General features: G+C 73.9%; 22 protein-coding genes. 12 read left to right on the forward strand and 10 right to left on the reverse strand.

Annotated elements, in window-relative coordinates:
* Window positions 1-12: 12 nt before the first annotated feature.
* The 6 genes from KU893_RS20085 (at window position 13) to KU893_RS23735 (ending at window position 7,702) form a co-directional block, all read left to right on the forward strand.
* Complete coding sequence (locus KU893_RS20085; RefSeq protein ID WP_218236173.1) at window positions 13-1,293, forward strand: FAD-binding oxidoreductase; 1,281 nt, start codon at window positions 13-15, stop codon at window positions 1,291-1,293.
* A 120-nt stretch (window positions 1,294-1,413) separates the two neighbouring features.
* Complete coding sequence (locus KU893_RS20090) at window positions 1,414-2,598, forward strand: TolB-like translocation protein (RefSeq protein WP_218236174.1); 1,185 nt, start codon at window positions 1,414-1,416, stop codon at window positions 2,596-2,598.
* Between the two features lie 142 nt (window positions 2,599-2,740).
* Complete coding sequence (locus tag KU893_RS20095) at window positions 2,741-3,067, forward strand: hypothetical protein (protein WP_218236175.1); 327 nt, start codon at window positions 2,741-2,743, stop codon at window positions 3,065-3,067.
* A complete protein-coding gene (locus tag KU893_RS20100) occupies window positions 3,064-4,341 on the forward strand; it encodes a TolB-like translocation protein (protein ID WP_218236176.1) in 1,278 nt (425 codons plus the stop codon). The genes KU893_RS20095 and KU893_RS20100 overlap by 4 nt, the downstream gene beginning before the upstream one ends.
* Before the next feature lie 53 nt (window positions 4,342-4,394).
* The gene (locus KU893_RS20105; protein ID WP_218236177.1) at window positions 4,395-5,639 is read left to right on the forward strand and encodes a BTAD domain-containing putative transcriptional regulator; all 1,245 of its coding nucleotides are present in this window, start codon (window positions 4,395-4,397) and stop codon (window positions 5,637-5,639) included.
* Window positions 5,636-7,702, forward strand: a complete 2,067-nt coding sequence (locus KU893_RS23735) for a sensor histidine kinase (protein ID WP_218236178.1) — start codon at window positions 5,636-5,638, stop codon at window positions 7,700-7,702. The genes KU893_RS20105 and KU893_RS23735 overlap by 4 nt, the downstream gene beginning before the upstream one ends.
* Here the strand turns inward: KU893_RS23735 and KU893_RS20115 are convergent.
* Window positions 7,643-8,353, reverse strand: coding sequence for a hemerythrin domain-containing protein (locus tag KU893_RS20115; protein WP_218236179.1), 711 nt, complete (start codon window positions 8,351-8,353; stop codon window positions 7,643-7,645). The two genes, KU893_RS23735 and KU893_RS20115, sit on opposite strands and share 60 nt — an antisense overlap.
* Window positions 8,354-8,580: 227 nt before the next feature.
* On the opposite strand from KU893_RS20115, the gene KU893_RS20120 reads away from it, so the two are divergent.
* From KU893_RS20120 to KU893_RS20145, 6 genes are all read left to right on the forward strand, one after another.
* The gene (locus KU893_RS20120) at window positions 8,581-8,718 is read left to right on the forward strand and encodes a hypothetical protein (protein WP_218236180.1); all 138 of its coding nucleotides are present in this window, start codon (window positions 8,581-8,583) and stop codon (window positions 8,716-8,718) included.
* 31 nt (window positions 8,719-8,749) lie between these two features.
* The gene (hemE, locus tag KU893_RS20125; protein WP_218236181.1) at window positions 8,750-9,847 is read left to right on the forward strand and encodes a uroporphyrinogen decarboxylase; all 1,098 of its coding nucleotides are present in this window, start codon (window positions 8,750-8,752) and stop codon (window positions 9,845-9,847) included.
* Window positions 9,848-9,944: 97 nt separating this feature from the next.
* Window positions 9,945-10,403 carry a hypothetical protein gene (locus KU893_RS20130; protein WP_218236182.1) on the forward strand — a complete coding sequence of 153 codons (459 nt, stop codon included), beginning with the start codon at window positions 9,945-9,947 and terminating at the stop codon, window positions 10,401-10,403.
* Window positions 10,400-11,800: a ferredoxin reductase family protein gene (locus KU893_RS20135; protein WP_218236183.1), complete on the forward strand. Its 1,401-nt coding sequence runs from the start codon at window positions 10,400-10,402 to the stop codon at window positions 11,798-11,800. The genes KU893_RS20130 and KU893_RS20135 overlap by 4 nt, the downstream gene beginning before the upstream one ends.
* 5 nt (window positions 11,801-11,805) lie before the next feature.
* Window positions 11,806-12,243 (forward strand): FMN-binding protein, encoded by a 438-nt coding sequence (locus KU893_RS20140; RefSeq protein ID WP_218236332.1) that lies wholly within the window; start codon window positions 11,806-11,808, stop codon window positions 12,241-12,243.
* The gene (locus KU893_RS20145; protein WP_257440821.1) at window positions 12,240-13,112 is read left to right on the forward strand and encodes an FAD:protein FMN transferase; all 873 of its coding nucleotides are present in this window, start codon (window positions 12,240-12,242) and stop codon (window positions 13,110-13,112) included. The genes KU893_RS20140 and KU893_RS20145 overlap by 4 nt, the downstream gene beginning before the upstream one ends.
* Here KU893_RS20145 and KU893_RS20150 read toward each other — a convergent pair.
* From KU893_RS20150 to KU893_RS20190, 9 genes are all read right to left on the reverse strand, one after another.
* On the reverse strand, window positions 12,997-13,812 hold the full coding sequence (locus KU893_RS20150; RefSeq protein WP_218236184.1) for an NYN domain-containing protein: 816 nt from the start codon (window positions 13,810-13,812) through the stop codon (window positions 12,997-12,999). The genes KU893_RS20145 and KU893_RS20150 overlap by 116 nt on opposite strands.
* A 32-nt stretch (window positions 13,813-13,844) precedes the next feature.
* Window positions 13,845-14,774, reverse strand: a complete 930-nt coding sequence (locus tag KU893_RS20155) for a LysR family transcriptional regulator (RefSeq protein ID WP_218236185.1) — start codon at window positions 14,772-14,774, stop codon at window positions 13,845-13,847.
* Between the two features lie 176 nt (window positions 14,775-14,950).
* Window positions 14,951-15,910, reverse strand: coding sequence for a hypothetical protein (locus KU893_RS20160; RefSeq protein WP_218236186.1), 960 nt, complete (start codon window positions 15,908-15,910; stop codon window positions 14,951-14,953).
* Window positions 15,911-16,031: 121 nt separating this feature from the next.
* Window positions 16,032-16,949 (reverse strand): DUF4349 domain-containing protein, encoded by a 918-nt coding sequence (locus tag KU893_RS20165; protein ID WP_218236187.1) that lies wholly within the window; start codon window positions 16,947-16,949, stop codon window positions 16,032-16,034.
* A 227-nt stretch (window positions 16,950-17,176) separates the two neighbouring features.
* On the reverse strand, window positions 17,177-18,514 hold the full coding sequence (locus KU893_RS20170; RefSeq protein WP_218236188.1) for a DUF58 domain-containing protein: 1,338 nt from the start codon (window positions 18,512-18,514) through the stop codon (window positions 17,177-17,179).
* A 15-nt stretch (window positions 18,515-18,529) separates the two neighbouring features.
* Window positions 18,530-19,501, reverse strand: a complete 972-nt coding sequence (locus tag KU893_RS20175; RefSeq protein ID WP_218236189.1) for an AAA family ATPase — start codon at window positions 19,499-19,501, stop codon at window positions 18,530-18,532.
* A complete protein-coding gene (locus KU893_RS20180) occupies window positions 19,498-20,634 on the reverse strand; it encodes a DUF4350 domain-containing protein (protein ID WP_218236190.1) in 1,137 nt (378 codons plus the stop codon). Before KU893_RS20180 ends, KU893_RS20175 begins: the two co-directional genes overlap by 4 nt.
* Window positions 20,631-21,269: a DUF4129 domain-containing protein gene (locus KU893_RS20185; protein WP_218236191.1), complete on the reverse strand. Its 639-nt coding sequence runs from the start codon at window positions 21,267-21,269 to the stop codon at window positions 20,631-20,633. Before KU893_RS20185 ends, KU893_RS20180 begins: the two co-directional genes overlap by 4 nt.
* On the reverse strand, window positions 21,266-22,426 hold the full coding sequence (locus KU893_RS20190; protein WP_218236192.1) for a hypothetical protein: 1,161 nt from the start codon (window positions 22,424-22,426) through the stop codon (window positions 21,266-21,268). The genes KU893_RS20185 and KU893_RS20190 overlap by 4 nt, the downstream gene beginning before the upstream one ends.
* Window positions 22,427-22,542: the final 116 nt, after the last annotated feature.

Raw genomic sequence — 22,542 nt, forward strand, 5'->3', positions numbered from 1 at the left:
CGAAGGAAGCCCATGGCTGGAGCAGTCCCCGTGTTCAACCTCGCTCATCCCCACCTCCCGCTCCAGGTCGTCGAGCCCCGCAGCGCCGAGGAGGCGGTCCGGGTCGTCCGCGACGCGGCCGCCCGCGGCGAGCGGGTCTACCCGGTCGGCACCGGCCACGGCTGGACCCACGCCATCGAGGGCGGTGTCGCACTGCTGACCCGTCGTCTCGCAGGGGTGGTCGTCGACGCCGGGATGCAGGTGGCGCGGATCGGTGCCGGCGCCACCTGGGCCGACGTCCTGGCCGCCGCGGCACCTCACGGACTGGCGCCCCTGGCCGGCTCGGCGCCCGGCGTCGGCGCGGTCGGCTACCTGCTCGGCGGCGGGCTCAGCCCGCTCGGCCGCAGCTTCGGGTGGGCGAGCGACTTCGTGCGCTCCGCTGAGATCGTCACCGGCCGTGGCGAGCTCCTCACGGTCTCGGCGACGAGTCACCCGGACCTGTTCGCCGCGTTGCTCGGCGGCAAGCACCTGCCGGGCGTGGTCACCTCCGTCGAGCTCGGCCTGGTCGAGCTCGCCACGGTGTACGGCGGCGGCCTCTTCTTCGACGCCGCCGATGCCGAGCGGGTGCTGACCGAGTGGGCCGTGTGGTCCGCGCTCGTGCCGGACCAGGTGAACACCTCGGCGGCGCTGATGCGCCTGCCGGATCTCGACACGGTCCCCACGCCGTTGCGCGGGCGGTTCGTCGTGCACCTGCGCCTCGCGGTGGTGGGCGACGCGCAGCTCGCTGCCGCCCTGGTCGAGCCGCTGCGCAAGCTGGCCGACCCGATCGTCGACACCGTCGCCGAGCTGCCGGTCGCCGCCCTCGGCGCCATCCACGCCGACCCGGACCAGCCGATGCCGGCGTTGGAGGCCGGGGCCCTGCTGCGCGACTTCGACCCCGCTGCCGCCGCGGCCCTGCTCGCGGTGGCCGGTCCGCAGGTCGAGGTCCCGCTCGCCGTGGTCGAGGTACGACGCCTGGGCGGCCGCCTGGCCCGGGCGCCGCAGCGCCCGGACTCGGTGCTCGGCCGGGACGCGGCGTACGGGCTGTTCGTGGTCAGCGCCCCGGTGCCGGAGTTGTTCGCCGGGCCGGTGCCGACGGCTGTCGCTGCGCTCGCGACAGCGATGGCGCCGTGGGCGAGTGGCGGCTTCCAGCCCAACTTCGTCGGCTCCTTGAATCAGCCGACCGCGCTCGACGGCGCGTGGCCGGCCGGGGTGCGCGAGCGACTGGAGCACGTGCGCGAGCACCACGACCCGGCCGGAGTCATCGGCCACTGACAACCCGGACCGCCTCGCGGCCCGAGCAACGACGTACAGACAGGTGAAGTGATGACAGCTCAGCGAACCCGCACCGCCGTGGCGGCGATGACACTGGTATTGGCTGGTGGGTACCCCGTCATGGGTCAGCAGCCAGCGACTGCGGCCGACACGGCCGGCCGGCTGGTGCCCGCATCCGCCGGCACCCTGGTGTTCATCAAGGATCACAACGTCTGGATCTCCCGTCCAGACGGCAGCGGTCAACGCCAGGTCACCGCGGATGGAACATCTTCGTGGCCGTACTTCTCGCCGTCGATGGCCCAGGACGGGACCATCGCCGCAGGGCGTGAGGGCCAGATCGTTCGGATGCGCCAAGGCGGCACCCTCCTCAACCGCTTCACGCCACGAGCGTTGAAGGGCTCGCTCACCAACCTCGGGCAGGTCGCGATCTCGCCGAACGGCGCCAGGATCGCCTACAGCATGGTGAACACCGGCTGCACGGGGTCGGGATGCTCGACCGCCACCGGCTACACCGCCCCCGATCGGGCCACCGATCCGGAAGCCGGCGGATCGACGTACTTCAAGATGCCGTCGTGGGCGGGCAACAGTCGCACGTTGCAGAGCGGCGGCTCCGGGGCCGAGGTCATGGTCCACGATCTCGGGGGTGAGCCGAGGCACTGGTTCGACACCCAGAACGGGATGGCTGATGTGGAGCTCTCGCCGGACGGCCGGCGCCTTGCCGGGGCGGCCGGCTACCAGGGCAACGACGGCATCTCCTACTACGACGCCGACCTGGACGTCACCAGCGGGCCCATCCCTGCCCCTCCCGACCACCGGTGCACATGGGACGACGACGGCGGCGGGGCACTTGTCAGCCCCACCTGGGGTCCGGACAGCAGGGCGCTGGCCTTTCAGGCGGACAACGGCGTCTGGGTCGCCGATGACGTCACCGTGGGCTGCGATGCCGTGAACTTCCACCTGCTGATCGCCGGTGCCTCGGCTCCCGACTGGTCTGGAGCGGTCTACGACCCCGAGACCGTGCCGATGAATCAGGTCCGTCCCTTCCAGGTCCTCGGGAAGTCGAGGACGTCCGGAAGGCCCCATGTCGGCACGAAGGTGTCCCTCAGGCTTGCCCGGGTCTCGCCACGGCCGACGACCATCTCCTACCAGTGGAGGATCAATGGAAAGGCGATCAAGAAGGCCACGAAGCGGACCTATCGGGTCAAGCGCCGAGACCGGCGCAAGAAGCTCAGCGTCACCGTCACCCTGGCGCGCGCCGGCTACGCCACCACGACGGTCGTCATCCGCGCAGGGCGTGTGCGATAGGTGAGGCCCCGGCCCGAGCGCCGCACTCGCGCCGTCGCGCACCTCCCTCCGGAGCGGGTGCGGGCGACCCACGACCCGGCCGGAGCCCTCGGCCTCTGACCAACCCGGTCCCGTAGACCGATCAGCAAGGAAGAACACGACCATGTCCCTCAGCACTGCCCGCCGGGCGCTCGCCGCCACTGTCGTCGCCGGCGTCGTACCAGCGCCCCAGGCCGTCGCCACGTCATCCCCCGGCGCCATCGTCTACGTCAAGGGCCACAACGTCTGGCTCGCCGACGGCAAGCTGCGGTCGGCGACGGGCTACACCGCGGCCGGGTACGCCAGCGATCCCGGATTCTGGGGCGTCTCCCACCAGGACAAGCCGTCCCGCAAGGACCGCGGCAAGAGGATCTCCGTGCGGCTGACCATCAGCAGGCCCGGCCTGGCCAGCACCACCTGGACCAGCGCGACCAAGAAGGTGAAGCGATGAGGACCCTGCTCCATGCCGCCGCAGCAGCGGCGATCGCCCTGGGTGGCCTCGCTGCCGCCACGGTCACTCCGGCCACTGCCGCCGGGACCCCGGACCTGCCCGGCACCCTCCTCTACGTCAAGGGGTACGACGTCTATGCGGCGCACCCCGACGGCACCGGCGAGCGCCGGCTGACGACCGACGGTACCGCCGCGGCGCCCTACCGCTCGCCGACCGGCGACGACCTCGGCAACGTGGTCGCGGTGCGCGGCACCCTGATCCACCGGATGACCGTCACCGGCCGCCCGCTCAACTCGATCGACCCGCCGAACCTCTTCGACGTGTGGGGCAACCCGCTCGGGCCGGTCGTCGACACCGCCGCGGTGTCGCCCGACGGCACCAAGATCGCCTACTCCTACGAGGGCACCAGCTGCCAGTGGGTCTGTGGTCCGGTCTGGGCGAGCGCGATCACGGCCGCCGATCACCTCACCCCGCCGGCCGACGACAGCCAGTCCAGCGACGACAACCCGAGCTGGGTCACCGACTCCCGGCTCATCCTCAACGGCCTCGGCGAGCTCGGTGTCGACGTCCAGGACCTCGGGAAGAACCCGGCGAGGGACTGGTTCCACGAGGGGACCAGCCCCACCGATGTGCAGCTCAGCGAGCCGGTCACCTCGCGTGACGGCACCATGCTGGCGCTGGTCCGGGGCGAGGACGCCGAGACCCACGTCGCGACGTACCGCCTCGAGGGTGACATCCGCACCGACACGACGCCGGTGCAGCCGACGCGCGTGTGCAGCAACGACCCGGTCCCCGGCCAGGGAAGTCCCGCCTTCGCGCCCGACGGCAGCGCCCTGGGGTGGTCGCAGCCCGACGGCGTGTGGGTCAAGCCGGACCCGCTGGACTGCACGGTCGAGGCGACCCGGGTCGTCGCCGGAGCAACCGAGGTCTCCTGGGCCGGCGCCGAGCTGCCCGCGGCCGACCCCGACCAGCAGCAGGATCCCGGTGGCAAGACACCGGTCACCGGGCTCGCGCTGAAGACCGCGCCCCGCCTGGCCGGCAAGGCGCGGGCCGGCAAGGTGCTCAAGGTCAAGGGCGGTGCCTGGTCACCCGCGCCGAGCACTCTCGCCTACCAGTGGCTGCGCAACGGCAAGCCGATCAAGAAGGCCACCAAGACGTCGTACCGGGTCGCCGGCAAGGACCGCGGCAAGCGGCTCGCGGTGCGGGTCACCGCCAGTGGACCCGGCCTCGGGAGCGTGACGTGGACCAGCCACGGCATCCGGGTCAGGCGCTGAGCGCGTCCGCGATATCGGCGTGGGGCGACGTGGAGATCGGTAGCCTCTCTGCGATGAGGATGCGCGTGCTCGGCCCGGTGGAGGTCGAGGTCGACGGCAGCGTGCTCGACCTCGGTGCCCCCAAGCCCCGCCAGGTGCTGGCCGTCCTGGCCCTGCACCGGGGTCAGCCGGTCAGCCCCGAGACGATCGCGGGCGCGCTCTGGGGGGACCAGCCCCCGGCCAGCCACGCGGTCACCATCCAGGGCTACGTGTCGAGCCTGCGCAAGGCGCTCGAGCCGGAGCGGGCCCCTCGCCGGGCCGGCACGGTGATCCAGACCTCGGCCCTCGGGTACGCACTGCGGCTGCCGGTCGACGAGATCGACGCCGCCCGGCTCGAGATGGCGGTCAGGTCTGCCGGTGTCGTCGCCCGCACCGACCGCGACCGGCCCTGGCTGATCGCCGGCAGCCCCGACCCGGACCAGCTCGGTGCCGCCGCAGACCTGCTCGACGAGGCCGTGGCAGCCTGGCGCGGCGAGCCGTACGCCGACCTCGCCGATGACCCGGTGATCGCGGTCGAGCGCAGGCGGCTGCACGAGGTCCGCACGGCCGCGGTGGAGCTGCGCGAGCTGATCCGGATGCAGCGCGGCGATGCCGCCGCCGCGGCCCGTAGGCTGGAGACCGAGGTCACCGGGCAGCCCCACCGCGAGCGGCTCTGGCTGCTCTACGCCGCCGCCCTGGTCCTTGCCGAGCGTCAGGTCGACGCGCTTGCGGCCCTCCGCCGGTTGCGCGACACGCTTCGCGACGACCTCGGTGTCGACGCCAGTCCTGCCGTGGGGGCCCTCGAGACCGCGATCCTCCAACAACGCGTCGCTGCCGAGCCCTCGGCTCGGGCGACGACCGTGCTCCGCGTGGCCGTGGTCGACGACCACCCGATGTTCCGGATGGGCATGACGGGTCTGCTCGGCTCGCTGGAGGGGCTCGAGCTGGTCGGTGCGGCCGGGGAGTCCGCGGGTGCCCGCGCGCTCGTGGCGCGGGGCGTCGACGTCGTGCTGATGGACCTCGACCTGGCGGGGGAGTCGGGTATCGACCTCACCCGCGAACTGGTGCGCGACCATCCGGCACTCAAGGTGCTGGTGATGACCATGCACGAGGACGACGACCACGTCGCCGGCGCCCTGCAGGCCGGCGCGGCCGGCTACCTGTTGAAGTCGGCCGAGGCCGACGACGTGCTGCGCGCGATCCGAGGGGTCGCCCGCGGCGAGCTGATCATCGGCTCGGCCGTCGCGAGCGCAGCCCGTTCCCGACTGGCACGGCCGTGAACGACGCCTCGCCCCGCTCCTCGGCTCACTGGCGGCTGCTGGCGTGGTCGATCGCCGGCGCCTCCTGGCTGCTGTCGGCCGGTGCCGTCGCGGCGCTGGTCATCACGGGGGCCACGCCGCCCAACGTCGCCGACTGGGTCATGGACGTGGTCACCTCGGCCGTCTACGGCGGCGTCGTCGTGATGATGCTGCCCCGTTCGCGGCACCCCGTGGTCTGGATCCTCGTCCTCACCGCGCTCGGGTGCGGCGCCTCGGGTCTCGCCACGGGGTACGTCGCGCTCGACGGGCCCTGGCCCGGCCAGGATCTCGCCGTCTACCTGCCGTACTGGGCCTGGGTGCCGGGCGTCTACGCCACGGTCGCGATCGTCCCGCTGCTCGTGCTACCGGGCAGCCGGAGACGCTGGCCCGCCGTGGTGCTCGCGACCCTCGCCATCATCGCCTCGACCCTGCCGAGCCTGACGGTCGTCGTACCTGGACTTCCCGACAACCCCTTCGGGGTGGACGTGGCGTGGTGGCAGTCGATGCTCCGGCACCTGGGGCTGATCCCGGACCGGACCGTCGCCGTGCTCGGCGTCGTGGTCTGGTGCTGGCTCCTGATCCGCGTCCTGCGCGCCGAGGCCGCGGACCGACGGGGGCTCGGGTGGCTCCTGGCCGGGCACGGCGCCATGGTCGTCGCGCTGGTCGCCTTCCTGCTGCCGATGTCCGACGAGTGGGTCGGCACGGCGGCCGAGGTGAGCGGCAGCCTCCTGCTGGTGGCGCAGCTCTTCCTCCCCGCTGCCCTCCTGGTGCTGGTGCTCGGCCAGCAGCTGTGGGGGATCGACGCACGGATCAACCGTGGCGTCGTCTGGGCGGTCATGACGGTCGCGATCGCCCTCGCCTACCTGCTGCTGGTCGGGGTCGCCAGCCATGTCCTGCCCGGACAGTCGGACATCGCGCTCGCCTTCGCCGTGGGGCTCGTCGGCCTCGGGGCGGCGCCATTGCGCCGCGTGGTGCAGCGACGCGTCGACCACCTGGTCTACGGGGCCGGTCCGGATCCCGCGCAGCTCCTGCTGGGCGGCGAGGTACCGGCGGGTGCCGACATCGCCCGCCTGGCCGCCGCGCTCAGCCAGGGCCTGCGGCTCGCGGACGTACGGATCGTGACGGACCCGGCGGGACAGGAGCCGGCCGGGCCCGTGGCGCGCGACCACGACGCGACCATCGTGCTCACCAGCCGGGGACGCCGGGTCGGCCTGCTGGTGGCCACTCCACGACCCGGGGAGCGGCTCGATCGCCGGACCGTCGGCATGCTGAGGGAGGTCGCCGGACTGGTCGGGATGACGATCGACCTGATGCAGTCGGTGCAGGCGCTCTCCGCCGCGCGACGCCGGATGACCAGCATCCGGCACGAGGAGCGGCGGATGCTGCGTCGTGACCTCCACGACGGTCTCGGCCCGGCCCTGGCCGGGATCCGACTCGGCCTGATCGCCGCCCGCGGCATGCGCGACCCGCTGGCCGCCGAGGAGATGCTGGACGCGCTGGAGCGCGAGCTGACGCAGCAGGGCGAGGAGGTACGGCGGCTGAGCCGCTCGTTGGTTCCCCTCGCCCTCGACGACGGCGACCTCGCCACGGCGCTCTCGGCGCTCGCGGATCGCTTCACGGCGGACGGGCTCACGGTCCGGGTCACGGTCGACGACGACGTCGTGCTGGAGGCGCCGGTGCAGGTGGCGATCTACCAGATGGCCAGCGAGGCGCTGCTCAACGTGCGTCGGCATGCGCGGGCCACGCGCTGCGACGTCGTGCTGCGCCGGCGTGCCGACGGCGATGTCGTTTTCTCGGTGTCCGACGACGGCATCGGCATCGCCGAGGGCACGGTCGACGGCATCGGCCTGCGCTCGATGCGGGAGCGGGCACAGGAGCTCGGCGCGCTCCTGCGGTTGACGTCCGGCTCGGGTTCGCCCGGGGGACCCGGCAGCCGGATCGAGATCCGGCTGCCCGTCCACATGGTCGACCCGCTCGCCCCCGCCTCAGCCGAAGACCTCGGCCTCCCGGCGCGCGAAGCCGCGGCGCGAGCTGGCCAGCAGTAGCCGCATCCCCGGCCCGCCGATCGCGATGACCCGGGCCGCGGCCGCGTCGTCGAGGTCCTTGAAGATCCAGGGCAGGAAGCGGCGGGCGTGGCTCACCGAGGGCCGGCCGCGGAACCTCTCGCGCTCGATGACCTCCCACTCCTCGCCCGGCACGTAGCGCTGCAGGATCGGCACCGCCGCGGACTCCTCGTGGCCCAGGTGGCTGTCGAGAGCCTCGTCGAGGTCGGTCAGGTCGGCGAGCAGGTCGGAGCGCAGGTCACCGAGCTGGCCGGCTCCGGCGCCGGCGGCCAGCGCCGAGAAGCCGGCGTCACACGAGGTCAACAGTGGATCGAGCGTGGTGTGCTCGTCCTCCATCTCGTCCAGCACGCGCAGGCTGTCGACGTCCTCGCCGGCCCGCGCCCGCTCGGCGAGCAGCGGCCAGAGGATCTGGTCCTCCTTGGTGTGGTGGGTGTGCAGCTCGGTGGTGAACAGCGCCCAGCGCTGGGCGAGGCGGCGCCAGGCGGCCCGGTCCTCGACCGGCAGTCCGGGCACGACCCGGCGGAAGTCGTGCACGTCGCGGCGGAAGGCGTGGTGCAGGACGTACATCATCGTCATGTCGGCGGGGCCGGGCGGCGCGGCGGCCTGGCCCGGCAGCAGGATCTGGTCGGTCATCTGGTCCTCTTCTCAGGGCGGTTCCGGCTGGTGCTCGGGATCAGGCTCGTCCCGGTGACTTGAGAGCGGCTGGCGCACGACTGGATCCACGCCCGAGCACCTCCAGGGCCCTTCCAGGCCGCCGCCAGCGACCGGTCGCATCGTGGCGGGGTGATGAAGCCTCGACCTGTGGATGAACACCTCCTGCACGACGCCACGAGCTGGTCTCGGCCCGCGACGGCGCGGCCGTGGCCGGCAACGGCGGCGCGGGAGCCCCGTCCGTCAACGGCGACGGCCGCCTGATCGCCTTCACCTCGACCGGCACCGGCCTGGTCGCCGGGACGACGGTCGCCGTGAACCGTCTGTACCTCCGAACCCGCCCGTAGCGGCGAGGACGTCCCCGGTGGGCGCACCGCGATGGCGCCCGCCGGGACTCTCTCTGAGACGCTGGGTGTCGTGACCGCACTCCACGACAGCCCCCTGCACGACAGCGCACTCCTCAGGGCCGCCCGCGGCGAGAAGGTGCCGCACACCCCGGTCTGGTTCATGCGCCAGGCCGGCCGCTCCCTGCCGGAGTACCTGAAGGTGCGCGAGGGCATCGCCATGCTCGACTCCTGCCAGAACGCCGAGCTGATCACCGAGATCACCTTGCAGCCCGTGCGCCGGTACGGCGTGGACGCGGCCATCTTCTTCTCCGACATCGTGCTGCCGCTCAAGGCGGTCGGCGTCGACCTCGACATCGTGCCCGGGGTGGGCCCGGTCGTCGCCTCGCCGGTGCGCACGCTGGCCGACGTCGAGGCGATCCCGGACCTCACGGCGGAGCAGATCCCCTACATCACCCAGGCCGTCCAGGCCCTGGTCGGCGAGCTCGCCTCGGTCAACGGCGGTACGCCGCTCATCGGGTTCGCGGGTGCGCCGTTCACGGTGGCGTCGTACCTCGTGGAGGGCGGGCCGTCGAAGGAGCACGCCAAGACCAAGGCGCTCATGTTCGGCGCCCCCGACGTGTGGGACGCGCTGATGCGCAAGATCGCCGACGTCTCCGCGGTGTTCCTCGAGACCCAGGTCGCGGCGGGCGCCTCGGCGGTCCAGCTGTTCGACTCCTGGGCCGGCGCGCTCACCCCCGACGACTACGCCCGCTTCGTCCAGCCCCACTCGGCCCGGGTGCTGGAGCGGGTCGGCGAGCTGGGCGTGCCGCGCATCCACTTCGGGGTCGGTACGACGAACCTGCTCGACCTGATGGGCGAGGCCGGTGCCGACGTGGTCGGCGTCGACTGGCGCACGCCGCTCGACCGGGCGATCCCGCTGGTCGGCGACCGCTCGGTGCAGGGCAACCTCGACCCGACGCTGGTGTTCGCGCCCACCGAGGTGATGACCGAGCGCGCTGCCGGCGTCATCGAGGCCGGGCGCGCCGCCCGCGGCCACATCTTCAACCTGGGCCACGGCGTCATCCCGAGCACCGACCCGGACCAGCTCGCGCGGCTCACCGAGTTCGTGCAGTCCTACCCGCTCGACTGAGGCTCGCTCCTTCACAGGGAGCGCACAGGACGGCGACAGCGGGCCCTCACCGAACGGTCGAACACTGGTGGTCACCAACGACCTCCGGAGGACCCTCGTGACCGAGCCGAACCCCACGCCCGAGCTGTCCGGCAACCGCTGGGAGGGGGCGGCACCGCCGCCCCCTCCCACGCTGCCGCCCGTGGCGGACGCCGCCGCCCACCCGGTGGCCGGAGCGCCCGACCCGCAGCGGCGCCGGAGCCGTGCCCTCGTCGCGGCGGCCGCGGCCGCCGCCTTCGTCGGCCTGGGCGGGATCGGTGGCTTGGCCGTCGGTCACGCCACGGCGGGCGACGACGACGACGCGAGCATCCCGGTCACCAGCCAGGTCGGCGACGGTGACGGTGACGGCCGGTTCGGCCAGCGTCAGCCGCCCCCGGGCTTCGACGGCCAGGACCACGACGGCCAGGACCACGACGGCCAGGGCTTCGGCGGCCAGGACCACGACGGTCAGGGCTTCGACGGTCAGGGCCTCCCGGGCCAGGACTCGGACTCGGACTCGGGCACGGCGTCGTCATGACCACCCTGGCGCCGCGCGCCACCCTCCCGCCGGTCGCGGCCCGCCCGGCGGCGGCCGCCCAGGCCGAGGCGGTCCGGGTCGGCGCGGGGCTCACGCTGGCGGCGGCCCTCGTCCTGGTCACCAGCTGGTGGCTGCGCGACGGCGGGCTGGGTGCCGTCGTCGACCTCGGCTCCGCGCTCACCGCGCTGGGCCAGCTCAGCGGCCTGGCCGGTTCGGTGCTGCTCCTGGCCCAGGTCCTGCTGATGGCCCGCCTGCCGGTGCTGGAGCGGGCCTTCGGCCAGGACCGGCTTGCCGGGCTGCACCGCCTGGTCGGCTTCACGTCGTTCTCGCTGGTGATGGTCCACGTCGTCACCGTGACCTGGGGGTACGCCGCCGGCTCGCTGACCGCCACCCCCGGCATGCTGTGGACGCTGACCTGGGACTACCCGGGCATGCTGCTGGCCGCCGGCGGCACCGCCTGCCTGGTCATGGTCGTGGTCACGAGCATCCGGGCCGCACGGCGCCGGCTGCGCTACGAGTCCTGGCACCTGCTGCACCTCTACGCCTACCTCGGCGTCGGTCTCGCGCTGCCCCATCAGCTGTGGACGGGCCAGCAGCTCACCACCTCGCCGGCCCGCACGGTCTTCTGGTGGACGGCCTGGGCCCTCGCCGCGGCCGCCGTCGTCGGCTGGCGGGTCCTGCTGCCGCTCGCGCGCAACCTGCGCCACCGGCTCCGGGTGACCTCCGTGGTGGCTGAGGCGCCGGGTGTGTGGTCGGTCTACCTGACCGGCCGCCGCCTGGACCTGCTGCGTGCCGAGCCTGGCCAGTTCCTGCTGTGGCGCTTCCTCGGCGGTCCCGGGCGGTCCCGGGCACACCCGTACTCCCTCTCCGCCGCTCCCGACGGGCGCAGCCTGCGGATCACCGTCGCCGCGGCCGGCGACGACAGCAGCCGGGTCGCGGCGCTGCGGCCCGGGAGCCGGGTCCTCGTCGAGGGCCCGTACGGCCGGCTCACGCCCCGGGCCCGCGAGGCCCGCAAGGTCGCCTTCATCGGCGCCGGTGTCGGCATGGCCCCGTTGCGTGCCCTCGCGGAGGGGATGGCCTTCGCCCCCGGCGAGGCCGTGTACGTCGAGCGCTACCGCGCCACGCCCCTGTTCGCCGCCGAGGTCGACGTGCTCGCCCGGGAGCGCGGCCTGCAGGTGCTGCGCCTGCCCGGCGCGCGGCGTACCCCCGACTCGTGGCTGCCCGTCCTGACCCGCCCGGTCGACGACGCGACCGCGCTGCGCGGCTGGGTGCCGGACATCGCGGAGCGCGACGTCTATGTCTGCGGCCCGCCGGGCTGGTCGGCGCTGGTCCGGTCGTCGCTCGCCGCTGCCGGCGTGCCCGAGCAACGGCTGCACATCGAGGAGTTCGGGTGGTGAGCGGCATGCGACGCATCGCGCTGTGGTTCGCGGGGACCGTGTCGGTCGTGGTCCTGCTGTTCAGCCACCAGACCTCCACCGGCGGCGGGACCACCCTTGCCACGCCGGGCTCCCGGTTCGTCGCGACGGGCGGCACCACGGGCGGCACCACGGGCGGCAGCGCCGCCGGGAGCACCGTCACCGGCGACGTGGTCGAGACCCGTTGGGGTCCGGTGCAGGTGGCGCTCACGGTCGACGGCAGCACGATCACGGCCGTCGACGTGCCGCAGTACCCCGACAGCAACGGCCACGACCGGCAGATCAACAGCCGCGCCCTGCCGGTGCTCGTGCGGGAGACCCTGGACGCGCAGAGCGCCTCGATCGACATGGTCAGCGGCGCGACCTTCACCAGCGCCGGCTACCGGCAGTCCCTGCAGAGCGCGCTCGACAAGGCCGGGCTGTGAACGTCCACCGCCGCGCGTTCGAGGTGATGGGCACGGTCGTCAGCCTGGCCCTGCGCGGCCGGTACGCCGAGGGGCCCGAGGCCGAGGCCGCCTGGGCCGAGGTGACCGCGAGCCTGCGCCACGTCGACGCCGTGTTCAGCACCTACCGCCCCGACTCGGTGGTCAACCGGTGGGGGCGCGGCGAGCTGGCCCTGGTGGATGCCCCGCCGGAGCTGGCCGAGGTGCTCACGCTCGCCGACGTGGCACGGGAGGCGAGCGACGGTGCCTTCGACATCGAGGCGGTCCGCTCGCCGTACGGCGGCGGGCCGGACCCGTCCGGCGTCGTGAAGGGCTGGGCGGTGCAGCGGGCGGCCGCTGCCCTCGACCGGCTCACGGCGACCGACTACTGCCTCGCGGCCGGGGGCGACCTGGTCTGCCGGACCCGCGTGCCGGGAGCCCCGGCCTGGCGGATCGGCATCGAGGACCCCGCCGACCCGCGCCGGCTGATCGCTGTGCTCCCGGTCGCCGACGGTGCCGTCGCGACCTCGGGCAGCGCCCACCGCGGCGCCCACATCCGCGACCCGCGGACCGGCACGGCACCCGACGGCCTGCGCCAGGTCACCGTCGTCGCGCCCGACCTGGTCGCCGCCGACGTGGAGGCGACCACCGCCTTCGTGCTGGGGGAGCGCGGCGTGCCGTGGCTGCTGGCCCGCGGGCGCACCGGGGTCGTGGTCGGCTCCGACGGCAGCGTCGCTACGTACGGCGACGGGCCGGTCAGGAGCCGGTGGTCTTCGTCGGCGCCGTCTTCTTCGCCGTCTTCTTCGCGGTCTTCTTCGCTGGGGCCTGCTTCGCGGGAGCCTGCTTCACCGCTGTCCTCGTCGCGACCGTGACCTGGCCCTTGAGCCCGACCCGCTGCCGTTCCCGGTCGAGGACCAGGAACGGCTGGGTCTCGACCAGCGGCAACAGCGCGTCGTAGCCGTACCGCTTCGGCTCGAAGGCGCTGAACAGGCGCCGCAGGTTCGTGCCGAGCGAGCTCAGGGTGGCCCACCCGTCGTCACCGGCCGCGTTGTTGACCGCCCGGGTCAACAGGCTCTGCAGGTTGGGGAGATCCGGGGCGTCCTCGGCCTCGCCGGCGTCGTCGGCGGGCGCCGCGTCGGTGGTGCCGAGCAGCTCGAGCAGCAGGAACTGGTCGCAGGCCTCCTGGAGTGCCCGGGGCGTCCGCTCCCGGCCCACGCCGTAGACGGTCTTGCCGGACTCCCGCAGCCGGCTGGCCAGCCGGGTGAAGTCGCTGTCGCTGGACACGATCGCGAACCCGTCGACGTTGCCCGAGTAGAGCAGGTCCATCGCGTCGATGATCAGCGCGGAGTCCGTCGAGTTCTTCCCGCGGGTGTAGGCGAAGGTGTGCTCCGGCGAGATCGCGTGCTTGTTGAGCTTGTCCTTCCAGCCCTTCATGTTCTCGCCGGACCAGTCGCCGTACGCGCGCTTGACGGTCGTCCGGCCGAACTTGGCCAGCTCCTCCAGCAGCGGGCCGGCGTACTGGTGCGAGACGTTGTCGGCGTCGATCAGGACAGCGATGCGCAGGTCGGCCATCGCCCCATCATGGCCGAGACCGGCGCCGGACCTCAGGAAGCGGCGCTCGAGCTCGCGCCCGCGGCCCGGTACTGGGTGGCCCGTGCCGTCAGCGCTGCCTGCAGCTCGCGTACCGGCAGCGGCTGCTGGAGCGACGTGCGCTGACGCAGCTGCAGGGTCAGGTAGGTCTGGTCTCCGGCGATCGGGCGGGCCTCGATCATGCCGACGCGGTGCAGCGGGTCGCCGATCACCGCGTAGTCGGGCAGCACGGTGACCCCGACGCCCTCCGCGACCAGCGCCTTGCCCATCTCGGCGCCGTCGGTGCTGTGCGCGGCGGGTGGGACCTCGGGGCCGAACGCACGGTGCACGTAGCGGTGCATGACGTAGCCGGGCCGCATCATCACGAACCGCTCCTGGCGCAGCTCCTCGATGGTGACCTGCGGGCGGGCGGTGAGGCCGTGTCCCGCGGGCAGGACGGCGACCGGTCGCCCGTGCAGCAGGTCGATCCCGTCGAGTCCGACGGGCGTGGCGTCGCCGTCGAGGACGTTGACCAGGCCGAGGTCGAGCGTGCCGTCGGCGACACCGTCGTCGATCGCCGCCTGCTGCAGGGTGAGCACCTCGACGGTCGTCCCGGGATGACGCTCCTGGAAGGCCCGCACGGCGGGGATGAGCAGGGTCGAGGTCGCGGCGTGGACGGTGCCGATCCGGATCACCCGGGCGTCCGTACGGCGGTCGCCGGCTGCGTTGCGCAGCCGCTCGACCGCGGCGAGCACGTCGGACATGTAGGGGAGCAGCTCGCGGCCCTCCCGGCTGATCTGGGCCCCGGAGCGGCGGCGGTCGAGCAGGGTGACCCGCAGCTCGCGCTCGAGCTTGGTCAGCGCCTCGCTCAGCGCGGGTTGGGAGAGGTGGAGCTTCTCGCTGGCCCGGCGTAGCGAGCCGTGCTGGGTCACGGCGGTGAGGTACTCGAGCTGTTCGATGCGCATGGGTGCGGCCTTTCACGTCCTTCGGGGACGCCGGAGGCCGGTGGCCTTGCCCCTGCGTCAAATACGAGTAAGTTTGTAGACAAACAGTAGCACGCGGCTGAACTCGACTCACGCAGAGTGCGGCCGTCCGAGCGGGTCATCGTGACCGATCGCTGCCACGGGTGGGCAGTGATCGGTCACGATCCCGAGCACTCGGGGCAGGTGCTGGCCGCTCCGCTCCACCCACGCCGTTGGAGCAGGAGTCCGACCTTGGCGGCGGTGGAGCAGGCGCGACCCAGCACCTGGCCGTAGCCGAGACGGACGGTGCCCGCGAGCTCCACGGCTGCGTCGAGATCCCGTTCCAGGTCACGGTCTCGTTGTGCCACCGAGTCGTGGAACACCAGGCCGTCGAGCTCGACGTGCTGGACCCAGGCGGGGTCCCGTCCGCGGTAGACCACGTCGCAGTAGATCCGCCTGCCGTCGGCGGTGCGCGCGGCGACCTGGCGCTCGCCGCGCGGCAACCCGTGTGGCCGTTCGACCATGCTGAGGTAGGCCCGTTCGAGCACCGAGCAGGTGCCCTCGGCGACATCGGCGAGGACCGCCTCGATCAGGCGGCGCTGCCTCATTCTCGGGGTGGCGGCGAGCCGCGCCACCAGACGCTCCGCCGTGGTACGGCGGCCGCCGCAGGCATCGGCGAGGACGGCGATCAGCCGCAACGGGTCGTCGGCCGTGTCCGCCAGCTCGAGGATGGCGTCGTCGTACCGCTGACGTGGCGGGTGGAGGTTGCGCTGGACGGTCTCCTCGAAGCGCCTCGACCGTCGCACCACGATCCCGGCCACCTTCGCCGGGTGGCTGGTGCTCGGCACGATGATCTCGATCGGCACGGCGTCCATCTGCTGGCGACCGGTGCCCTCGTGGGCGCGCACGGCCGATCTGCCGGCCAACGCCGCACTCGCCTGCGTCAGCACGGCTGCCCACGCGCGTTGCTGCCAGGTCAGCGGGCCGGTGTGGCTGACGTAGACGCCGGGATGGACGACGGCCCACTCGCGGCGTCGTATCCGTCGGCGGAGAGTCGCGGCCGTGCACCCGGCTGCGAGCGCCTGGCGCCGTGCGATCACGCCGTCCTGCAGGTCGAGGAGGTTTTCGATCTCGTCCATGCCACGGATCGGTCCCCGCGAGTGCGGGCCGCCACACGCGCCCGTCGGAGCGCTGTGGAGAAACGTGCATCGTGACCGCTCGCTGCCACGGGCGAGCAGTGATCGGTCACGGTGGTTCGCGTCAGGTCGATGCCGGGGTGACGCTCGTGCCGGCGCGGCGTCGCCGGCGCAGGACGAGTCGTGCCGGCACCGCCAGCAGGGCGAGCAGGGCCAGCCACGGGACCAGGAAGCCGACGACCACGAGCACCGCGCCGGCGCCGTCCACGAACGCGTCCCAACCCCGGCTCAGCCCGCCGAGGAACCCGGTCGCCCGGTCGTCCTCGCGGTCGTGGCGTGCCGCGGGCCGCTCGACGTACACGGTGATCGTCGACATGCTGGTCTGGTCGGCCAGCCACTGCTGCCGTGACTCGAGCGCGTCGAGGTCGGCCTGCCGGCTCGCGAGCTGTGCCTCGATCGCGACGATCTGCTCGATCGTCTCGGCCCGGGCCAGCAGGGTCTCGATCCGCTGGACGCTCTTGCGCTGCGCGCGGATCCGGGCGTCGACGTCGACCACCTCGGCGGTGACGTCCTCGCTGGTGGTCGTCGTGCCGGTCGGCGTCGCGACCTCCTCGAGCGCGGCCACCACGTCGTCGAACGCCTCGCTCGGCACCCGCAGCACCAGCCGCGCCGTCGCCAGCTCACCGTTCTCGCCGGTCGTCGTCTCCTGCTCGCCCACGGTGCCCCGGTGGGCGTCGACCACCTTGCGCACCTGCAGCCGGGCCCGGGCCACGTCCTTCGCCTCGAGGGAGACGGTGCCGGTGGAGATCACCGCCGGCTGCTGCACCGTCGGGGCCGCGGCGGCGTCCCGCGCCGCGTCGTCGGCGACGGGTGCTGCCCCCTCGGCCTGCGGTGCACTCATCCCCACGTCGGCGCTTCCGACCTTCTCGGCGGTGCGGCCGGCGGAGTCGCCGGACCCCTCGGAGCTGCCGCAGCCGGCGAGTGCAACCAGGGTGGCGATCGCGGCGAGGGCGAGAGCGGTACGGCGCGGTGAGGTGTGCATGGCAGTGGGACGCCGCGCCGGCCGCAGCGGTTCCCCGGTGGTCGTCGCACCTGACCAACGGGCTGTGAAACCGGTCGGCTCGCCACCCAATGGTCAGGTGCGACGACGAGACCCGGGCCGGGTCTCGTGACGCGCCACGACCTCGCTTGCTTCGCGGCGCGAGCTCGCCGGCGCTCCTCGATCTTCGGCCGCTCACCGCGAGTTCGCAGGCTCACTCGCGGGCGGCCTCACAGCAGCCCCTGCGCCTTCAGGGCCAGGTAGTGGTCGGCCAGGGCGGGCGGCAGGTCGCCGGCGTCGGCGTCGACCACGTCGACCCCGAGCCGCACCAGCATCGCGCGAGTCCGCTCGCGGCGGTGCAGCTCGTGGGAGGCGGCCGCGGCGGCGTACACGTCGTCGGCGGTGGGCGGGGCGGAGCCGTCGTCGTCGGCCAGCGCGGCCATCCGGGTGAGCTCGGGGTCGCGCACCGAGGCCAGCACGACCCGGTGGTGGCGGGTGAGGACGGGCAGCACGGGCAGCAGGCCGTCGGCGATCGCGGAGGGCTCGAGCGCGGTGAGCAGGACGACGAGGGCGCGCTGTCGCCCGAAGCCCTGGACCGCGCCGGCCAGCAGGTCCCAGTCCGCCTCGGCCAGGACCGGGTCGAGGTCGGCCATCTGTTCCTGGAGTCGTTGGGCGACGTCGCGGGCGCCGTGCAGTCGCTGCCGGGCCCGGACCCTGCGGTCACCGGCGACGAAGTCGATCCGGTCGCCGGCCCGCGAGGCCAGCGCGGCCAGCAGGAGGGCGGAGTCCATCGCGGCGTCGAGTCGCGGCATGCCGTCGGTCTCGGCCTCCCCGGCGGCGCGGACGACCCGGCCGGCCGAGGTCCGCGACGTGTCGAGGACGAGGACCACGCGGCGGTCGCGCTCGGGCTGCCAGGTGCGGACCACGACATGGGCGCTGCGGGCCGAGGCGCGCCAGTCGATGGAGCGCACGTCGTCGCCGCGGACGTACTCCCGCAGCGAGTCGAACTCGGTGCCCTGCCCCCGCACGCGGACGGCGGCCCGCCCGTCGAGGTCGCGCAGCCGCGCCAGCCGGGACGGCAGGTGCTTGCGGGACTCGAACGGCGGCAGGGCGCGCACCGAGCCCGGTACGTCGTACGTCCGCTGGCGGGCGACCAGCCCGAGCGGTCCCCACGAGCGGACCGTGACGCCGGCGGCGCGCAGGTCGCCGCGACGGCGGGGGAGCAGGGGAGTGGTCAGCCGGCGCCGGTCGCCGGGCGCGAGCCGCAGCCGGAAGCGGTTGTCGCGGGCGCCGGCCGAGGGCTGCCAGGCGTCGCGGACCTGGAGGTGCATCCGGCGGCCGCTGCCGGCCACCACCAGCTCCGACGACGCCGGGTCGCCGAGCCGGACCGACCCCGGCTCGCGTCGGGTGAGTGCGACCAGCCCGGGGGCGGGCGTGAGCAGTCGGTCCAGGCCGGCGAGGAGCAGCACCCCGAGCAGCCAGAGCCACACCGTGCCGGCCTGCGGGCGCAGCACCACCGCCACCAGCCCCAGGAGGAGCAGTAGCGGGACCCGGCCGGAGATCACCATGAGCGCACGCGGGGATCAGCGCGGGACGGGGACGGACGCGATCGCGGAGGCCAGCACCTGGGTGACGTCGACGCCCTCGAGCTCGGCCTCGGCCCGCACGCCGAGCCGGTGGGCCAGCGACGCCTGGGCGAGCGCCTTCACGTCGTCGGGTGTCACGAAGTCGCGTCCCGACAGCCAGGCCCACGCCCGCGCCGCGCGCAGCAGCGCGGTCGCGCCGCGCGGGCTGACCCCCAACGACAGCGACGGGGACTGCCGGGTCGCCCGCGCGATGTCGACGATGTACGACGCCACCTCGGGCGAGACCTGCACCTTCTTGACCGCCGCCTGCCCGGCCTCGAGGTCGGCGGCACCGGCCACCGGGCGCACCCCTGCCCCGGCCACGTCGCGCGGGTCGAACCCGTCGGCGTGCCGGGTGAGGATGGTGATCTCGTCCTCGCGCGGCGGCACGGGCAGCACGACCTTGAGCAGGAACCGGTCCAGCTGCGCCTCGGGCAGCGGGTAGGTGCCCTCGAACTCGACCGGGTTCTGGGTGGCGGCGACCAGGAACGGGCGTGGCAGCGGCCGGGTGACGCCGTCGGCGGACACCTGGCCCTCCTCCATCGCCTCCAGCAGCGCCGACTGTGTCTTCGGGGGTGTCCGGTTGATCTCGTCGGCGAGCAGCAGGTTGGTGAAGATCGGGCCCTCACGGAAGCTGAGCTCGCCGCCGCCCGCGGAGTCGATGACCAGTGAGCCGGTGATGTCGCCCGGCATCAGGTCCGGCGTGAACTGCACCCGGCGGGTCTGTACGTCGAGGCTCTGGGCCAGGGTCCGCACGAGCAGCGTCTTCGCCGTACCGGGGACGCCCTCCATGAGCACGTGGCCCTCGCAGAGCAGTGCGACGAGCAGCCCGGAGACCGCCGCGTCCTGGCCGACCACGGCCTTCGCGACCTCCTGGCGCACCGCGAGCAGTCGCTCGCGGACGTCGGTCTCCTGGGTGGTCTGGGTCATGAGCGTCGTACCTCTCTCCTCAGTCGGGCCAGGTCCTGCGCGACCCGGACCAGGTCGTGGTCGGTCGCCGGTGGCGTGCGGTCGTCGTCGAGCAGGGCCGCCACTGCCTCGACGGGGGCGTCGAGGTGGCGGGCGGTGGCCTCCACGACCACGGGTGCCGCGGCGCCGCTGTCGAGCCGCAGCCGGCGCGCGATGTCGGTGCGCGCCGCGCGGCGCAGCGCCCGGGCGGCGTGGGCACGGTCACCGCTGCGGCGGTACATCCGGCCGCGGCTGCGGGCCGTCTCGACCGCGCGGACCACGACCGGCAGCGGCTCGGTCGACAGCGGGCCGAGCCGGCGCACCCGCCACAGCAGCAGCGCGGTGCCGGCGAGCGCGGCGATCCACAGCCCCGGCCCGAGCCAGTCGGGCAGCAGGGTGCCGAGCGTGACGGCGTCGTCGGCGACCGCGTCGGTGGCGTCCGGGACGTACCAGACCAGCCGCGGCTCCTGCCCGAGCAGCCGCAGCCCGACCGCGGCGTTGTCGCCGCGGGTGACCTGGTCGTTGGTCAGTGCCTGCCCGGCGCCGAACAGCACGAGTCCGTCGACGGCGCGCACCAGGGCGCGCCCGTCGCGCGGGAAGCACCCCGTCCCCGTGTACGACGTCGCGCGGTCCACCTCGACCCTCAGCCCGTCGAGGGGGAGGCCCGCGATGCCGTCGGGGCAGCGGGCGGCGATCGGGTGGTCCTTGCCGGCCGGCACGGTGAGCAGGCCGAGGTCGGGGTCGATCTCGTGCACGATCGCGTAGTCCGGTTCGACGAGCACGACCCGGGCCGCGGCGGCGGCGTGCCGGCGCATCCGCTCGAGGGTGCTGGGTGCCAGCTGCTCGGTGCTGGTCACGACGACCGTGGTGGCATCGTTGATGCTCGCCTCGTCGAAGGCCTCGGCCGAGCGGGCGATGCGTACCTCGACGCCCTGGTCGGCGAGCACCCGGGCCAGCGCCTGGGCGCCCTGCGGCCCGGGATTGCGCGGGTCGGCATCGCCGGGATACCGCTCCGAGCCGCGGGTGGTCCACACCGCCACCACCAGCGCGAGCACGATCGCTGCGGCGAGCGCCAGCCGCACCCGGGAGACGCGCAGGCGAGCCGACGGCGTCATCGACGGGCCGCCCGTCCGGCGAGGGTGTCGTCGAGGGCCAGCAGCTCGGCGGCCTGGGCGGCGGTGGCGGGGCGCTCGCCGTACAGGACCCCGTCGAAGAGGTCCGCGGCGCGCAGCACGGTGTCGCGGTGCTCGGGGAAGACGGTGGCCAGCGCACCGGCCAGCTCGTGGGCCGTCGCCTGGGGGAGGTCCTCGATCCGGCCGCGCTCGACCTGGCGCACGGCACTGGCCCGGTAGGCGTCGACCAGCGCTCCCGCCGCGTCGCCGGCGGCGAGCGCGGCCTCGGCCCGCGCCCGCAGCTCGTCGGCGGTGATCACCTCGTCGGTGAGGGCGGGGGAGCTGCTCGCCCGCCCGGTCGCCGTCCGACGGGCGCGGCTGGCCAGGAACAGCACGCCGCCCACGATGAGCAGCACGACCAGGAACGCGGCCGCGGTGGTCAGGCCCGACGACCCGGAGGCGGCGTCGATCGTGCTGGAGATCAGCCGGTCGAGCCAGCGGATCAGCCGCCCCACGACGTCGTCCTCGTAGTACTCCGGGCGCACGAGCTCGCGGCGCAGCGCTCGGCGCGCCTCGTCGCCGCTCGGGTCGAGCGGGGGAGTGAGCCTCAGGAGAGCGAGCGCCGGGGCCGGGTTCATTCGGGGATGATCCCCGCCTCCCGCATCAGCTCCACGTCGAAGGCCTCCTTGCGGATGCGGAGGTCGACGTACTGCACGGAGGTGACGGCAGCCAGGAAGGGCGCGACGAACGCGTTCTGGATCACCAGCGCGACCGCCTGCGTCACGACGAGCGCGAGCACGGCCTGCTCCGGCACGGCCAGCGCGACGACGTTGCCGACGATGCTGACCGGGAACGACAGCAGCCCGCCGGCGAACTGGGCGACGACCACGGTCAGCAGTGCGATGCCGAAGGTCCGCCAGAACTGTCGCGCCGAGAGCCGCCAGCCGCGGCCGATCGCGCCGAAGACGCCGACCGGCTCCAGCATCAGTGCCGGCACGGGAAGGTAGTAGTAGCGGATCCACAGCCAGCAGCACAGGCAGAGGAAGGCCGGCACGCTCACCAGGCCCCACCCGACGACCGGCCACGGGCTGCTGCTGACCGCGACGACGAGCACCCACAGCAGCACGTAGGCGATCGCGAGGAACAGGAAGGTCGCGTTGAGCACGAGGGTGAGGCCGAGCAGCCGCCACCTCTTGCCCCGGGTCGCCGCCCACGCCTCCGCGAGCCCGAGCCGGCGACCGACCGCCGCGGCCCGGGTGACGTGGGCGACCATGCCGGTCACGAAGACCACGCCGACCTGGGCGACGACCAGCGAGAACAGCAGCGAGCCGTACGCCGCCAGGGCGCCGACCAGCTCGGCCACCGACGCCTCGGGGTCGATGTCGCCGGCCGCGTCGGTCGCGATGCCGATGGTGAGGCTGACGACCACCGTCACGACGACCGGGATCAGCATGGCGACCGCGGTCACCATCACGGCGGCGCCGACGGTCGCCTTGGGGTTGAACCGGATGATCCGGAACGCGCCGTCGTAGATGTTGCCGAGACCGAGCGGGCGCAGGGGGAGCGCACCGGGCTTGTGGGCGGCACCGAGCGCCAGTCCCGGTGCGGGGCGAGGCCCCGGACCGGACGGGTAGGTCGCCCAGCCGGTCGGGACCGGGGCCGGGACGTGGCCCGCGACGACACCGGGAGCCGGCCCGGGAGGCGGGAAGGCGGGCCCGGGGGGAACGGCCGGGACCGGGTCGACGGGCACCGGCGCACCCGGGGGCGGGTACTGCTGCGAGGGGCCGTCGGTCATGCGGCTCATCCTTGCATCCACCCCCTGCGGAACCGGGGGAGACGCCGGCGGAAGTGGAGTGGGCTCCTTGATCTCCTCGCAGCCCTCGTCCCGCTGCCCACCCCGCAGCTGGCGCC

The organism is Nocardioides daeguensis (assembly GCF_019192965.1).
GTDB lineage: Bacteria > Actinomycetota > Actinomycetes > Propionibacteriales > Nocardioidaceae > Nocardioides > Nocardioides daeguensis.

Bases quoted from the DNA above. Each gene is read 5' to 3' on its own strand.
- KU893_RS20085 (WP_218236173.1), top strand. From the start codon at position 13: ATGGCTGGAGCAGTCCCCGTGTTCAACCTCGCTCATCCCCACCTCCCG.
- KU893_RS20090 (WP_218236174.1), top strand. From the start codon at position 1,414: ATGGGTCAGCAGCCAGCGACTGCGGCCGACACGGCCGGCCGGCTGGTG.
- KU893_RS20095 (WP_218236175.1), top strand. From the start codon at position 2,741: ATGTCCCTCAGCACTGCCCGCCGGGCGCTCGCCGCCACTGTCGTCGCC.
- KU893_RS20100 (WP_218236176.1), top strand. From the start codon at position 3,064: ATGAGGACCCTGCTCCATGCCGCCGCAGCAGCGGCGATCGCCCTGGGT.
- KU893_RS20105 (WP_218236177.1), top strand. From the start codon at position 4,395: ATGAGGATGCGCGTGCTCGGCCCGGTGGAGGTCGAGGTCGACGGCAGC.
- KU893_RS20115 (WP_218236179.1), bottom strand. From the start codon at position 8,353: ATGACCGACCAGATCCTGCTGCCGGGCCAGGCCGCCGCGCCGCCCGGC.
- hemE (WP_218236181.1), top strand. From the start codon at position 8,750: ATGGCGCCCGCCGGGACTCTCTCTGAGACGCTGGGTGTCGTGACCGCA.
- KU893_RS20135 (WP_218236183.1), top strand. From the start codon at position 10,400: ATGACCACCCTGGCGCCGCGCGCCACCCTCCCGCCGGTCGCGGCCCGC.
- KU893_RS20140 (WP_218236332.1), top strand. From the start codon at position 11,806: ATGCGACGCATCGCGCTGTGGTTCGCGGGGACCGTGTCGGTCGTGGTC.
- KU893_RS20150 (WP_218236184.1), bottom strand. From the start codon at position 13,812: ATGGCCGACCTGCGCATCGCTGTCCTGATCGACGCCGACAACGTCTCG.
- KU893_RS20155 (WP_218236185.1), bottom strand. From the start codon at position 14,774: ATGCGCATCGAACAGCTCGAGTACCTCACCGCCGTGACCCAGCACGGC.
- KU893_RS20160 (WP_218236186.1), bottom strand. From the start codon at position 15,910: ATGGACGAGATCGAAAACCTCCTCGACCTGCAGGACGGCGTGATCGCA.
- KU893_RS20165 (WP_218236187.1), bottom strand. From the start codon at position 16,949: ATGCACACCTCACCGCGCCGTACCGCTCTCGCCCTCGCCGCGATCGCC.
- KU893_RS20170 (WP_218236188.1), bottom strand. From the start codon at position 18,514: ATGGTGATCTCCGGCCGGGTCCCGCTACTGCTCCTCCTGGGGCTGGTG.
- KU893_RS20175 (WP_218236189.1), bottom strand. From the start codon at position 19,501: ATGACCCAGACCACCCAGGAGACCGACGTCCGCGAGCGACTGCTCGCG.
- KU893_RS20180 (WP_218236190.1), bottom strand. From the start codon at position 20,634: ATGACGCCGTCGGCTCGCCTGCGCGTCTCCCGGGTGCGGCTGGCGCTC.
- KU893_RS20185 (WP_218236191.1), bottom strand. From the start codon at position 21,269: ATGAACCCGGCCCCGGCGCTCGCTCTCCTGAGGCTCACTCCCCCGCTC.
- KU893_RS20190 (WP_218236192.1), bottom strand. From the start codon at position 22,426: ATGACCGACGGCCCCTCGCAGCAGTACCCGCCCCCGGGTGCGCCGGTG.